The organism is Variovorax sp. RA8 (assembly GCF_901827175.1).
Taxonomy (GTDB): Bacteria; Pseudomonadota; Gammaproteobacteria; order Burkholderiales; family Burkholderiaceae_C; genus Variovorax.
Genome location: NZ_LR594662.1, coordinates 1,173,954 through 1,188,106 on the forward strand (window position 1 = coordinate 1,173,954; position 14,153 = coordinate 1,188,106).

Annotated in this window: 9 protein-coding genes; 3 read left to right on the forward strand and 6 right to left on the reverse strand. The window is 68.6% G+C overall.

All coding sequences use genetic code 11. The annotated features are described in order from the left end of the window. The first annotated feature begins 61 nt into the window (after positions 1-61). Entirely contained in the window at positions 62-1,447 is a 1,386-nt protein-coding gene (gene ffh / locus E5P3_RS05620; RefSeq protein ID WP_162585078.1) for a signal recognition particle protein, read from the forward strand. 51 nt (positions 1,448-1,498) lie between these two features. Here the strand turns inward: ffh and mdoH are convergent, their stop codons facing one another. From mdoH to E5P3_RS05650, 6 genes are all read right to left on the reverse strand, one after another. Next, positions 1,499-3,493 carry a glucans biosynthesis glucosyltransferase MdoH gene (gene mdoH, locus E5P3_RS05625; protein ID WP_162585079.1) on the reverse strand — a complete coding sequence of 665 codons (1,995 nt, stop codon included), beginning with the start codon at positions 3,491-3,493 and terminating at the stop codon, positions 1,499-1,501. A 392-nt stretch (positions 3,494-3,885) separates the two neighbouring features. After that, complete coding sequence (locus tag E5P3_RS05630; RefSeq protein ID WP_162585081.1) at positions 3,886-5,316, reverse strand: sigma 54-interacting transcriptional regulator; 1,431 nt, start codon at positions 5,314-5,316, stop codon at positions 3,886-3,888. Continuing rightward, positions 5,313-5,936, reverse strand: a complete 624-nt coding sequence (locus E5P3_RS05635; RefSeq protein ID WP_332107369.1) for a hypothetical protein — start codon at positions 5,934-5,936, stop codon at positions 5,313-5,315. Before E5P3_RS05635 ends, E5P3_RS05630 begins: the two co-directional genes overlap by 4 nt. A 73-nt stretch (positions 5,937-6,009) precedes the next feature. Then, on the reverse strand, positions 6,010-7,437 hold the full coding sequence (locus E5P3_RS05640) for a sensor histidine kinase (protein WP_162585083.1): 1,428 nt from the start codon (positions 7,435-7,437) through the stop codon (positions 6,010-6,012). Beyond that, on the reverse strand, positions 7,437-8,813 hold the full coding sequence (gene miaB, locus E5P3_RS05645; protein ID WP_162585084.1) for a tRNA (N6-isopentenyl adenosine(37)-C2)-methylthiotransferase MiaB: 1,377 nt from the start codon (positions 8,811-8,813) through the stop codon (positions 7,437-7,439). Before miaB ends, E5P3_RS05640 begins: the two co-directional genes overlap by 1 nt. Before the next feature lie 142 nt (positions 8,814-8,955). Continuing rightward, positions 8,956-9,420, reverse strand: a complete 465-nt coding sequence (locus E5P3_RS05650; protein WP_162585085.1) for a hypothetical protein — start codon at positions 9,418-9,420, stop codon at positions 8,956-8,958. 221 nt (positions 9,421-9,641) lie between these two features. Between E5P3_RS05650 and E5P3_RS05655 the strand changes: the two genes are divergently transcribed. Then, entirely contained in the window at positions 9,642-10,904 is a 1,263-nt protein-coding gene (locus E5P3_RS05655) for an efflux RND transporter periplasmic adaptor subunit (protein WP_162585086.1), read from the forward strand. A 91-nt stretch (positions 10,905-10,995) separates the two neighbouring features. Continuing rightward, a complete protein-coding gene (locus E5P3_RS05660) occupies positions 10,996-14,148 on the forward strand; it encodes an efflux RND transporter permease subunit (RefSeq protein ID WP_162585087.1) in 3,153 nt (1,050 codons plus the stop codon). Positions 14,149-14,153: the final 5 nt, after the last annotated feature.

Sequence of the window (14,153 nt, forward strand, 5' to 3'; positions counted from 1 at the left end):
CGTGATCCCTCGCGAAGACGCCCTCGCTCCCCACCTACCGATCCCGCCCGCGGGAAACACCATGGCCAGCGCCCTCACCGAAAAATTCTCACGCCTCGTCAAACAGGTCAGCGGGCAGGCCCGCATCACCGAAAGCAATGTGCAGGACATGCTGCGCGAGGTGCGCATGGCCCTGCTGGAGGCCGACGTCGCGCTGCCCGTGGTGCGCGACTTCGTGGCCCGCGTCAAGGAAAAGGCGATGGGCCAGGAGGTGCTGGGCTCGCTCAAGCCCGGCCAGGCGCTGGTGGGCATCGTCAACCGCGAGCTCGCTGCGACCATGGGCGAAGGCGTGGCCGACATCAACCTGGTGGCGCAGCCGCCCGCTGTGATCCTGATGGCGGGTTTGCAGGGCGCCGGCAAGACCACCACCACCGCCAAGCTGGCCAAGCACCTGATCGAGAAGCGCAAGAAGAAGGTGCTCACCGTCTCGGGCGACGTCTACCGGCCGGCGGCCATCGAGCAGCTCAAGACCGTCACGAAGCAGGCCGGGGCCGAGTGGTTCCCGAGCACGCCGGACCAGAAGCCGCTGGACATCGCCCGCGCCGCGCTCGATCACGCCAAGCGCCATTTCTTCGATGTGCTGCTGGTCGACACGGCCGGCCGCCTCGCCATCGACGAGGTGCTGATGAACGAGATCCAGCAGCTGCACGCGGCGCTGAACCCGGTCGAGACGCTGTTCGTGGTCGATGCCATGCAGGGCCAGGACGCGATCAATACCGCCAAGGCCTTCAAGGAAGCGCTGCCGCTGACCGGCATCGTCCTCACCAAGACCGACGGCGACTCGCGCGGCGGCGCCGCGCTGTCGGTACGGCAGGTGACGGGCGTGCCGATCAAGTTCGCCGGTGTCAGCGAGAAGATCGACGGCCTGGAGGTGTTCGACACCGAGCGCCATGCCGGCCGCATCCTCGGCATGGGCGACATCGTGGCGCTGGTCGAGCAGGTCACGGCCGGCGTCGATGTGGCGGCGGCACAGAAGCTGGCGGCCAAGGTCAAGAGCGGCGCGGGCTTCGATCTCAACGATTTTCTCGGCCAACTGCAGCAGATGAAGCAGATGGGCGGGCTGTCCAGCATCATGGACAAGCTGCCGCAGCAGCTCGCCGCCAAGGCCACCGATGCCGACATGAACCGCGCGGAGCGCGACATCCGCCGCAAGGAGGGCATCATCAACAGCATGACGCCGCTGGAGCGGCGCAAGCCGGAGCTGCTCAAGGCCACCCGCAAGCGCCGCATCGCCGCCGGCGCGGGGGTGCAGGTTCAGGAAGTGAACCGGCTGCTCAACGAATTCGAGCAGATGCAGCAGATGATGAAGAAGATGAAGGGCGGCGGGCTCATGAAGATGATGAAGCGCATGGGCGGCATGAAGGGCCTGCCCGGCATGGGTGGAGGCGGCGGCATGCCGCGCTTCTGAGCAAAGAAAAAGCCCGCTCGTCGAGCGGGCTTTTTCCTGGGCAGCGAACCGTCAGGCGCGCGCCAGCCGCACCGCGTGCATCCACGCCCTGCGCAGCACCGCCGGCGAACGCGACTCTTCCGGAATCACCAGGAAGCCCCGGTCGCGCATTGCGTTGCCCAGCGCGATCTGGCTGGTCAGAACGGTCAGAGGGATCGCCAGCAGCAGCGGGAGGCCCACGGGCATCAGCCAGGCCAGCGCGCTGGCGTCGATCAGCGCAATACCCACCGCCAGCGCCGCGATGACCAGCGACATCGGCGCCAGCTGGGTGAAGGCGATGCGCCACGGCACGGCAGCGGCTTCCCGCGGCGGGGACTTCCAGTCCAGCTTGATGCCGGTGAGCGCCACCACCACGAACAGCGAGTGGGCCAGCATGCGCACGGGTGCCTGCACGATGGCCAGCGCGCTTTCGAGCGCGGCGCTCTTGAGCAGGCCGCCGACACCGCCGTACTGGCGTTGCTCGCGGCGCATCACCACGGCGGCAATGCCCAGCATGCGCGGCAGGAACAGCAGGCACAACGTCCACAGCCAGAGGCCGGCCAGTTCCATCGGCATCGCGAGCCAATGCGCGACCACGCTCGAGCCGGTGAGCCACAGGGCCGTGCCCAGCGTCAGGAAGGCGAGCCACATCGGCGCCGAGGCATAAGCCATTGTGCCGGTGACGAACATCGCGCGGTGCACCGGATGCAGGCCGGGCTCGGCCATCAGGCGGGCGTTCTGCAGGTTGCCCTGGCACCAGCGGCGGTCGCGCTGCAGCTCGGCCAGCAGGTCCGGCGGTTGCTGCTCGTAGCTGCCGACCAGGTCGGCGACCAGCCACACGTGGTAGCCGGCGCGGCGCATCAGCGCGGCCTCGACGAAGTCGTGCGACATGATGCCGCCCGACATGCCGCCGGTGCCCTTGATCGGCGCCAGCGCGCAGTGCTGCATGAAGGGCTCGATGCGGATGATCGCGTTGTGGCCCCAGTAGTGCGACTCGCCGAGCTGCCAGAACTGCATGCCCAGAGTGAACAGGCGGCCCGTCACGCGCGAGGCGAACTGCTGGGCGCGCGCGTGCAGGGTGACGTGGCCGATGGCCTGCGTCGCGGTCTGGATGATGCCGGCCGTCGGATTGGCTTCCATCAGCTTGACCATCGAGGTCAGGCAGTCGCCGCTCATCACGCTGTCGGCATCGAGCACCACCATGTAGCGGTAGTCCTTACCCCAGCGGCGGCAGAAGTCGGCCACGTTGCCGGCCTTGCGGTGGGTGCGGCGCTTGCGCAGGCGGTAGTACACCTCGACCTGCGGCTGGTTCGGGCTGTCCGCCAGTGCGGCGCGCAGATCTTCCCAGGCGGCGCGCTCGGCGGCGGCGACCTCGGGCGTGTAGCTGTCGGACAGCACGAAGACGTCGAACTGCCTCGCATGGCCGGTCGCGGCCACTGATTCGCAGGTCGCGCGCAGGCCTGCAAAGACCGTCGCCACGTCCTCGTTGCAGATCGGCATGACGATCGCCGTGCGCGCTTCCGGATTCATCGGATGGTCAGCCACCTGTTTGGCCGACAGCGCGTGCTTGTCCCCGCGCACCGAGACATAGAAGCCCATGAGCGCGGTCACGAAGCCGGTCACCACCCAGCCCGAGAGCAGGCCGTAGAGCGCGATCTGGCTGTATTCGAGCCAGAGGTTGTCGTAGTCGGGCTGCACGCGGGCAAACAACGTCGAGGCGACGACCGTGCTGAACACGGTGAGCGCCATGAAGGCGAGGCGGCGCTGCTGGGCCGCGCGTTCCCAGGCCTGGGAACGCTGCGGTGCGCGCGACGCGCTGGCCGCGGCCTTGCCGCCGGCGCCGAGCTTGACCAGCAGTGCCGTGCCGATGCTGTTCCAGAAGCCGCGCCAGGGGCGGGGCGTCATCGAGCCACGGTTGATCGGCGGCGCCGTCACCGAGTTGGGATGGCGTTCTTCACGCAGCGTGCTGCGGCGGGAGAAATCCGCTTCGGTGAGAACGTTGAGCTGGGAGAAGTCGTTGGGCTTCATGTGCGACTCACCACCGTTGCTTGTCGGCGGAAGGCGTGTCGCCAATAGCCGGAAGACGCTTGAAGACGCAGTCCGGTGCCGCACCGCCGGCGCTTGCCAGGCCGGCCGGCGGATGACCCGCGGCGCGGGACCGCGAGAGGGAAAACTGCTTTTGACGCAGGCCGTCGCGCTGCGGACGCAGTGCGAAAGATGGGCTGGTAAGGGCTGTCATGCCCTTCTAAGGGCAATCCCTGTGCCAGCCAGGAATAACGCTTTCAGATCAACGAGTTAGCGCGGTCTGCGACTCTTGAGGCCCGGTTTTGAAACCAAAAGGCCACCAAAAACCCTGAATTTGTCGCCGTAGCCCGACAGCGCAAGTGAACTCTGGACGAACTCTCAATGAAATCAAGTACTTAGGAGCGTCGCTCGTCAGCGACAGTGTCGCCGCCCGGCGGCACGGCATCCGATTTGAAGTGCCCGGCGGTGAGCCCGTGCTTCTGCAGCAGCCGGTAGAACTCCGTCCGGTTGCGATCCGCCAGACGCGCCGCGTCGGCCACGTTGCCGTCGGTCAATTTGAGCAGGCCGACCAGGTACTCGCGCTCGAAGCGCTGCTTGGCCTCGGCATAGGTCTGGACCTCGACGCTGGGCGAGCGCAGCGCCCGCTGCACCAGCGCCAGCGGGATCAGCGGCGAGCTGGACAGGGCGCAGACCTGCTCGACCACGTTGAACAACTGGCGCACGTTGCCCGGCCAGGGCGCCATGGTCAGCGCTTTCAGCGCCTCCGGCGCGAAGCCCGACAGGCGCTTGCCGTACTTGCTCGAGAGCCGGTTGAGGAAATGGTTGGCCAGGAGCGGGATGTCCTCGCGCCGCGCCGACAGCGGCGGCAGGTGCAGCGTCACGACATTGAGGCGGTAGTAGAGGTCCTCCCGGAACTGCCCGGCCTCCATGGCGGCATCGAGGTCGCGATGGGTGGCGGAGATGATCCGCACATCGACCTCGATGGACTGGGTCGAGCCCACCGGCCGCACCGCGTGCTCCTGCAGCACCCGCAGCAGCTTGACCTGCAGGGCCGGCGGCATGTCGCCGATCTCATCGAGCAGCAGGGTGCCGCCGTCCGCTTGCTGGAACAGGCCCTTGTGATTGGCCACCGCGTCGGTGAAGGCGCCCTTCACATGGCCGAACAGCTCCGACTCCAGCAGCGCCTCCGGAATGGCGCCGCAGTTGACCGCCACGAAGGGCTTCTCCGCGCGCGTGCTGGCCCGGTGGATCGCTCGGGCCAGAAGTTCCTTGCCGGCGCCGCTGTCGCCGCGCAGCAGCACGCTGGCGTCGGACTTGGCAACCATCCGGGCTTCGGCCAGCAGCTCGGCCATGCGGTTGCTGCGGCTCACGATCTCCGAGCGCCAGCTCTCGTCGACGCCCTTGCCGCCGCTGGGCGCGGGCGCGCCGAGCGCCAGGGCCTGCGCGATCTTGTCGAGCAGCTCGCGGGCGTCGTAGGGCTTGGTGAGATAGGTGAAGACGCCGCGGGCCGTGGCCTCGACCGCGTCGGGAATGGTGCCGTGGGCGGTCAGCAGGATCACCGGCAGCGTGGGGTGGCGCTTGCGGATCTCGTCGAACAGCTGCAGGCCGTCGCGGCCCGGCAGCCGCACGTCGCTCAGCACCAATTGGGGATGCTCGATCTCGAGCTGCGTCAATGCCGACTCGGCCGAGGTCACGGCGGTGACCTGGTAGCCGGCGCCCGTGAGCCGCATCGACAGCAGGCGCAGCATGTCCGCGTCGTCGTCCACCACCAGCAGGCGGGCGCCGGGCGGGCTGGCGGATTCCTTCGCGGAGCCGGTGTTGTTCATGGTGCGGGCTTTGGAGCCGCCGGTGCGATCGGTGGTGGCGGGCTGTTGGGACGCGAGAAGCTGCGCTCGATGGCACGCAGCGCCTCGATGCGATCGCTCAGCTGGTCGATACGCCGCTGGCTGTCGCGCACCTGCTGCGCCTGGCGGTCGCGCTCGTCCTCGACGCGGCGCTGTTCCTGGTAGCGCGCGGCCAGCAGCCGGGCGAGCGGGTGCAGCGCCTGGGCCTCGCTCGCCGGGTTGGCGATCACGCGCTGCACCAGGCCGAGGGCGCGCGCGAGATCGGCGGGGGCGCGCGTTTGCGCGAGCAGCAGTGCCAGCTGCATCTGCACCAGGGGCTGCTCGCCGGGCTCGCCCAGGCGTGAGATCTCATTGGCGAGCTCGTTGCCGCCCAGCGGGCGCACCTTGTCGGCGTAACCGAGCAGGGCGGCCACCGGGCCTTGCGTGAGCTGCGCGAAGACCAGCGCCGGCTGCGTGGCTGGCGCCATCGGCTCGGCCTCGACGGGCTGCACCGGCGGTGGCGGGGGAGGCGGTGGCGGCGGCTGCACGGCCACCGGCTGGGGCGGCGGTTCGGGCGGCGCGGCGCATGCAGCGAGCAGCAGCGGCATGACGAGGACGGTCATGGCAAAGGCGGATCTGCGAGCGATCGAACTGAAGAGCATGGGTCGGAGAAAACGCTTGAGGCGGGGGCGGTGGTCAGGTGGAGCGCGGCAGCTCGATGCGGAAGCGCGCCCCGGGTCCCTCCGGCAGCAGCGTGATGCGACCGCCATGGGCTGCAATGTACTCCTGCACGATCGACAGCCCGATGCCGGTGCCCTTGACGGCATGCTGGGGTTGGCGCTCGCCGCGGAAGAAAGGCTCGAAGATGCGGTCGCGGTCGCCCTCGGCGATGCCGGGGCCGGCGTCCTGGATCTCGATGCAGACGGTGTCGGGCGTGCTCGATACGGTGATCGCGATGGTGCCGCCGCGCGTCGAATAGCGAATCGCGTTGGACAGCAGGTTGGCCACCGCGGTGCCCAGCTTCACCGGGTCGACCACCACCGCGATCGGCTCGCCTTCGGCCCGCACCGTGAGCCCGTTGGCCTGCCATTGCAGGCGCTGGGCCTCGATCTGCTCCTCGATCAGCGGCAGCAGGGGCGTGCGCTGGCGGCGCAGCTCGCGCGCTTCGAAGGCCGCCGCGTTGAAGCGCAGCAGCGCCTCGATCTGTCCCTGCAGCGCGACGGTGTTCTGTTGCAGGATCTGCGCCACCTCGCGCTGTGCCGGGTTCAGGGCGCCGGTCACGCCATCCTCCAGCAGCGAGACGCCTTCGCGCAGCGCGGCCAGCGGGGTCTTGAGCTCATGCGAGACGTGGCGCAGGAAACGCGCCTTGTCCGCGTCCAGCTCGGTCAGCCGCAGCCGCAGCCATTCGAGCTGTTGCGCGATGCGGCGCACGTCGGCCGGGCCGCGGATGTCGATCGGCTCGTCGAGGCGGTTCTCGCCCAGCCCGACGATCGCGCGCTGCAGCCGCTTGAAGGGCCGCGCCAGCCACACACCGAAGGCCAATGCGAGCGCCACGGCCAGCGTGCTCGCGGCCAGCACTTCGCGCATCAGCCGCCGGCGTGCGTTCTCGATGCGCTGCGCCAGCGCGTTGTTCTGCGCCTCGATCAGGATCTGGGCCTGCTGGGCGAGGTTGGTGTTGAGCGCGTCGAGGTCGCGGAACTGCATCGCCATCGAGCTTTCGCGCGCGAGCGCGGTTTCGGGCGCGCCGCTCATCAAGCCCTCGATGACCGCGAGCTGGGCCCGCCACAGGTCGAGGCCGGTGGCGGGCAGGCCGTTCGCGCCCAGGCGGTCGAGCGCATGGTGCGCGTCGCGCGCCGCGTCGTCGAAGCGGCGGCGCAGCACCGCGTCGTTGAGCACCAGCGACTGGCGCCCGGCGCGCTCCATCGCGGCGCTGCGCTCGGCCAGGGACTGCGCCGCGCCCGAGAGCGTGAGCGCGCGGCCCGCGGCGTTGCGGCTCTGGGTCATCAGCGCGTCGTACTGGAACACGGAGCGCAGGGCCACGCCCACCAGCAGCGCGGTGATCAGCAGGAACGCGAACAACAGCAGCTGCTGGAACGAGCCGCGCGCCGATTTCAGGCTCGCCATCAGGCGGCCGGCGCGGCGAGGCCCGCCGATGACGCGGTCGATTCCGCGGTGGGCACCTCGCCGCGCAGCGTGTAGGCCAGCGAGCGGGTGATGTTCACGTCGACCATGCGGCCGGCCAGCCGCGGGTCGCCCTCGAAGTTGACCACGCGGTTGCACTCGGTGCGGCCCATCAGCTCGTTCGCATCCTTGCGCGAACGGCCTTCGACCAGCACGCGCTGGGCCGTGCCCACGAGCGCCTGGCCAAAGCGCTTGACGTTGCCGTCGATCACCGCCTGCAGCCGCTGCAGCCGAGCCAGCTTGATGTCGTGGGGGGTGTCGTCATGCAGCTGCGCCGCCGGCGTGCCGGGGCGCGGGCTGAAGATGAAGCTGAAGCTGTTGTCGAACTCGAGCTCGTCGATCAGCTTCATCATCTTGTCGAAGTCCGCGTCGGTCTCGCCCGGGAAGCCGACGATGAAGTCGCTGCTCAGCGAAAGGCCGGGGCGGATGGCGCGTAGCTTGCGCACCGTGCTCTTGTATTCCATCGCCGTGTAGCCGCGCTTCATCGCCATCAGGATGCGGTCGCTGCCGTGCTGCACCGGCAGGTGCAGGTGGCTCACCAGCTTGGGCACGCGGGCATAGGCCTCGATCAGGCGCGGCGTGAACTCGTTGGGATGGCTGGTGGTGTAGCGGATGCGCTCGATGCCGGGGATCTCGGCGATGTACTCGATCAGCAGCGCGAAGTCGGCGATCTCGGCCCCGTCGCCCGCGCTGCCCATGCGGCCGCGGTAGGCATTGACGTTCTGCCCCAGCAGCGTGACCTCGCGCACCCCCTGGTCGGCCAGGCCGGCGACCTCGACAAGCACGTCGTCCAGCGGCCGGTTCACCTCCTCGCCGCGCGTGTACGGCACCACGCAGTAGCTGCAGTACTTGGAGCAACCTTCCATGATCGAGACGAAGGCGGTCGCACCCTCGACGCGTGCCGGCGGCAGGTGGTCGAACTTCTCGATCTCCGGAAAGCTGATGTCCACCTGCGGCTGGCCGGCGCGCTCGCGCTGGTGCAGCAGCTCGGGCAGGCGGTGCAGTGTCTGGGGGCCGAAGACCACGTCGACGTACGGGGCGCGCGCGATGATGGCCGCGCCTTCCTGGCTGGCCACGCAGCCGCCGACGCCGATCTTCACGCCGCGTGCCTTGAGGTGCTTGACGCGGCCGAGGTCGGAGAACACCTTCTCCTGCGCCTTCTCGCGCACTGAGCAGGTATTGAAGAGGATCAGGTCCGCCTCTTCCACGTCGTTGGTGGGCTCATAGCCTTCGGCAGCGCGCAGCACGTCGGCCATCTTGTCCGAGTCGTACTCGTTCATCTGGCAGCCGAAGGTCTTGATGAAAACTTTTGGGGTCATGAGGAGGCTCCTTGGGGGGCGCCATCGGAAAGCGGAAATCCTGCCGCGAAAGGAAGGAATCCGCGAAGGACGCAAAGGAAAACCAGGAAAAGGCTTTCGGATGTCCTTCGCGCTTTTCGCGTCCGGCACCCGAATTCGACAGCTACTGGCCGTAGCGGGGCAACTGGTCGAACGGCGTCTTGCCGTCGTCGCGCGGTCCGGTGTCGGCCACGAAGGGCCAGAAATTCAGCAGCGGCTTGTCGGCGGTTTCGCGCTTGGCCTGGGCCTCCTCGGGCGTGAGGATCCAGACCTCGCTCACCATGCCGGCGGGATCGCGCTTGTAGTTGACCAGCAGGTTCTGGCCGGTGAGGTTCGCCGGCATCACCAGCATCTGCTGGGCGCTGCGAATCCGGGCGCCCGGCGAGAGCCGCTCGGGCTGGCCGTCGAGCTGGATCTCGGGCGCATTCACGACCATGAAGCGGCCTCGCAGGGTGCCGATGGGGAAGTTGCGGCCGCCGAGCGCGGCCTCGTTCTGGGTCTGGACCGGGTCCTGCGCGACAGCAGGCGCCGTCACGGCGCACAGCGCTGTCAGAAGGAGGGCAGTCCAGGGGGTGTTGCAGCGGTTCATGGTGTTCATCCAGAGGCTGTGGGGCAGCGGCGATTCTAGCGGTGGCCTCCCGCCCTTCCCCGGAGAACGCAGCGCCTTCCGTGCGGTGCTTCATATCCGCTTTACTTATCTTTACGGCACCGATGGACGGCAGTCCCCGACCCCTGCTCCAATAGCTGTTGTCAGGCAAAAGTGCGCCTCGAACAACCGCGGCCGGCTTTCTACCCAACCCAGAAGTGCTCATGAACAAGAAACTCGTCCTCGCCCTCGCGGGTGTGCTGATCCTGAGCGCAGCCGGCGCGTGGCGCTGGGCGGGAAACAGGACGCAGGACGGGGCGCAGACGGGCGCGCCGCCCGCAGGAAGCACCGCCGCGCCCGGCAAGGGCGCCGGCCCGGGCGCTGCGGCGCCGGCCCTGGTTACGCTCGCCGCGGCGCAGAAGCGGGACGTGCCGGTCACCGTGCAGGTCAACGGCAGCGTGGTCTCGCTCAACAGCGTGGACCTGCGCCCGCAGGTCACGAACACGGTGCGCGAGGTGCATGTGAAGGAGGGGCAGTTCGTCAAGCAAGGGCAACTGCTCTTCACGCTCGACGACCGGCCCGACCAGGCCAACCTCGCCAAGGCCCGCGCGCAGCAGCAGAAGGACGAGGCCACGCTGGCCGACCTGCAACGGCAGTACCGGCGCAGCCAGGAACTGGTGGCGCAGAACTTCATCGCCAAGGCCGCCGCAGATGCCACGCTGTCGCAGCTCGAGGCGCAGCGCGCCGCGGTCGCGGCGGACAAGGCCGCGGTGCAGTCGGCGCAGGTGGCGCTGGGCTATGCCACGCTGCGCGCGCCCATTGCCGGGCGCATCGGCGCCGTCAACATCTACCCGGGCACGCTGGTGCAGCCCAGCCTGTCGCTGGTGACCATCACCCAGCTCGATCCGATCGCGGTCAGCTTCCCGGTGCCCGAAGGCAGGTTGCAGGACCTGCTGGCCGCCGCGCGCTCGCACACGCCGGTCGAAGCGCTCGTGAGCGGGCGCAAGACGCCAATGAAGGGCATCCTGAACTTCGTCGACAACACCGTCGACCCGCTGATCGGCACCGTGCGGGCCAAGGCGGTGTTCGACAACGCCGACCAGGGCCTGTGGCCCGGCCAGTTCGTCGAGACCCGCGTGACCGTGCGCACGCTCGAGGGCGCCACCGTGATTCCCGCGGCCGCCATCATGATGCTGGCCGAGGGCAGCTCGGTCTACGTGGTCGACGCCGAGCGGACGGCGACGCGCCGCAAGGTGCAGGCGCTGTACACCTTCGGCACGCAGGTCGCGGTGCGCGGCGTGGAGCCCGGCGAGCTGGTGGTGATCGAGGGCAAGCAGAACGTGCGCCCGGGCGGCAAGGTGCGGCTCGACAGCGCCGCGCAGCCGCAACAGCGCCCGAACGGCAATGCGCCCGAGGCGACGCCGGGCAGCGCCGCCTCGGCCACGCCGGGCAACGCCAGCGTGGTGGCGGAGCGGGAGCGCACATGAGCCCCGCCCGGCCGCCCGAAGGCGCTCGCCCCCTTCTTCCGGCGAGGGTGCGCGAAGAACACGGAGTGACGAGCCTGGGGGAGGCCATCCAGTGAACATCTCCGAGCTCTGCATCCGTCGTCCCGCGATGACGGTGCTGCTCTCTGCCGCCGTGGTGGTGGCTGGCATCTTTGCCTACTTCCAGATCCCGGTCGCGGCCCTGCCCAGCTACAACACGCCGGTCATCAATGTCAACGCGCAGTTGCCGGGCGCCAGTCCCGACACCATGGCTTCCTCGGTTGCGCTGCCGCTGGAGAAGCAGTTCTCCACCATTCCGGGCCTGTCGACGATCAGCTCGGTCAACACCCAGGGCGTGAGCTCGATCACGCTGGAATTCGTCAGCAGCCGCGACATCGATGCCGCCGCCGTCGATGTGCAGGCCGCGCTGTTGCGGGCGCAGCGGCAATTGCCGGTCGAACTGACGCAGATGCCCTCGTACCGCAAGGTCAATCCGGCCGACGCGCCGGTGCTGTTCATCGCGCTGGTCTCGCCCTCGATGAGCCCGTCCGAGCTGAACGACTATGCGGAAAACCTGATCTCGCCGACGCTTTCCACCATCGACGGCGTGGCCCAGGTCGTGGTGTATGGCCGCAAGGCGTTCGCGGTGCGCATCAAGGCCAACGCCGACCTGCTCAACGCCCGCAACATCACCCTCGACGAACTGGCCAACGCGGTGCGCCTGGCCAACGCGAACACGCCGGTGGGCGTGCTCGACGGCCCGCGCCAGACACTCACCATCCAGGCCAACGAGCAGATGCTCAAGGCCGCCGACTTCGCCAAGGTGATCGTTGGCCAGCGCAACGGCGCGCCGGTGCGGCTGGACGAGGTAGCCACCATCGAGGACAGCTTCGAGTCGGTCAAGACCGCCAGCAGCTTCAACGGCCAGAGTTCGGTCTCGCTGGCCGTGCAGAGGCAGCCCAATGCCAACACCGTTCAGGTGGTGGACGCGGTGCGGGCGCTGATGCCGCGGTTCCGTGAGGAGCTGCCGCAGTCGGTCGAGATCAACATGGTCAACGACCGCTCGATCTCCATCCGGGAGGCAGTGCACGACGTTCAGCTCACGCTGCTGGGCACGGTGCTGCTGGTGGTGCTGGTGATCTTCCTGTTCCTGCACCGCGTGGTGGCCACGCTCATTCCGGCGGCCACCATCCCGATCTCGCTGATCGGCGCCGTCGCGCTGCTCTACGCCTTCGGCTACAGCCTGGACAACGTGTCGCTGCTGGGCATCACGCTGGCGGTCGGCCTGGTGGTGGACGACGCCATCGTGGTGCTGGAAAACATCATGCGCTACGTCGAGAAGGGCATGGAGCCGATGGCCGCCGCGCTGCGCGGCGCCCGCGAGGTGGGCTTCACCATCGTCTCGATCTCGGTCTCGCTGGTGGCGGTGTTCATCCCGATCTTTTTCATGCCGGGCGTGATCGGCCTCCTGTTCCACGAGTTCGCGGTCGTGGTCGGCCTGGCGGTGCTGGTGTCGGCCGTGGTGTCGCTGACCCTGGTGCCGATGATGGCCAGCCGACTCGTGCGGCAGACGCATCGCTCCGCAGGGGCGGAGGAGCACGAGGACGGCCACGCCGAGCCTGGCACCGCGATAGGCCGCGCGTTCGAGCGTGGCTACCGCTGGGTCCACGGCACCTACCTGCGCTCGCTCGACTGGACGCTGCGCCGCCGCAAGCTCATGCTGGTCGTTGCGGCATCGACCTTCGCGCTGACGGCCTGGATGTTCATCGTCATCCCGAAGGGCTTCTTCCCCGAGGAAGACATCGGCCAGATCTTCATCACGACCGAAGCGGCCGAAGACATCTCGTTCCCGGCCATGAAAGCCTTGCAGGATCGCGTTGCCGAGGCCGTGCGGACCAATCCGCACGTGGCCTATGTCAACTCCTTTGTCGGGGTCGGCGGCTCGAGCTCTACACAGAATAGCGGCCGATTGTTCGTGGTGCTCAAGCCGCGCAACGAGCGCGGCACGATGGCGCAGGTGATGGAGTCGCTGCGGGCGCGCTTTCGCGAGATTCCCGGCATCGCCGCGTACATGCAGCCGCTGCAGAACCTGCGCCTGGGCGGCCGCCCGAGCAAGGCACGCTTCCAGTACACCCTGCAGAGCGTGAACGCCGGCGCCATCAACGAGTGGGCCGAAAAGCTGATGGAGCGCATGCGTGCCGACCCCGCTTTCCGCGACGTCACCAGTGACTCGCAGAACCGGGGCCTGCAGGCCACGTTGGACATCGACCGCGACAAGGCCGGCGTGCTCGGCGTCGCGGTCGGCGACCTGCGCACTGCGCTCTACAACGCCTACGGCGACCGCCAGATCGGCAGCATCTACGCGCCCAGCAACACCTACCAGGTGATCCTCTCGGCGGCCGACGACGACCGCCAGTTCGAGGAAGACATGTCGCGCCTGTCGGTGCGCAACAAGGCCGGGCAACTGGTGCCGCTGTCGGCCTTCTCGACCGTCAAGCGCACGGTGGGACCGACTTCCGTCAACCACCAGGGCCAGCTGCAGGCGGTGACGGTGTCCTTCAACCTCGCGCCGGACGTGCCGCTGGGCAACGCGACCGCGAAGATCGATCAGCTCAAGGCCGAGCTCAAGATCCCGCCCTCGATCATCACCAGCTACGGCGGCGACGCCGCGGTGTTCCAGAGCTCGCAGACCAGCCAGGCGGTGCTGCTGGTGCTGGCGGTGCTGGTCATCTATGTGCTGCTGGGCGTGCTCTACGAGAGCTACATCCACCCACTCACCATCCTGGCCGGCCTGCCCTCGGCGGCGGTGGGGGCGCTGCTCTCGCTCAAGCTCTTCGGCTTCGACCTCACGCTGATCGCGACCATCGGCATCCTGCTCTTGATCGGCATCGTCAAGAAGAACGCGATCATGATGATCGACTTCGCGCTGGACGCGCAGCGCACCCAGGGTATGCAGCCGGTCGACGCGATACGAGAGGCCTGCCGGCTGCGCTTCCGCCCGATCCTGATGACCACGCTGGCCGCCCTCATGGGCGCGCTGCCGCTCGCGCTGGGCCTGGGTGCCGGCGCCGAGCTGCGCCAGCCGCTGGGCGTGGCGGTCGTCGGCGGGCTGCTGTTCTCGCAGGTGATCACGCTGTACATCACGCCGGCCATCTACCTGGCGCTTGACCGCTACAGCGGCAGCGGGCCGATGCAGGAGCTGCCGGGGGAGAAGCTGGCGCACGTGGCGCCTGGATCTGCCGCCTGAGCATC

What these genes read in the sequence shown, in the direction of transcription:
- ffh (WP_162585078.1), top strand. Translation starts at nt 62, where the DNA reads ATGGCCAGCGCCCTCACCGAAAAATTCTCACGCCTCGTCAAACAGGTC.
- mdoH (WP_162585079.1), bottom strand. Translation starts at nt 3,493, where the DNA reads ATGAAGCCCAACGACTTCTCCCAGCTCAACGTTCTCACCGAAGCGGAT.
- E5P3_RS05630 (WP_162585081.1), bottom strand. Translation starts at nt 5,316, where the DNA reads ATGAACAACACCGGCTCCGCGAAGGAATCCGCCAGCCCGCCCGGCGCC.
- E5P3_RS05635 (WP_332107369.1), bottom strand. Translation starts at nt 5,936, where the DNA reads ATGACCGTCCTCGTCATGCCGCTGCTGCTCGCTGCATGCGCCGCGCCG.
- E5P3_RS05640 (WP_162585083.1), bottom strand. Translation starts at nt 7,437, where the DNA reads ATGGCGAGCCTGAAATCGGCGCGCGGCTCGTTCCAGCAGCTGCTGTTG.
- miaB (WP_162585084.1), bottom strand. Translation starts at nt 8,813, where the DNA reads ATGACCCCAAAAGTTTTCATCAAGACCTTCGGCTGCCAGATGAACGAG.
- E5P3_RS05650 (WP_162585085.1), bottom strand. Translation starts at nt 9,420, where the DNA reads ATGAACCGCTGCAACACCCCCTGGACTGCCCTCCTTCTGACAGCGCTG.
- E5P3_RS05655 (WP_162585086.1), top strand. Translation starts at nt 9,642, where the DNA reads ATGAACAAGAAACTCGTCCTCGCCCTCGCGGGTGTGCTGATCCTGAGC.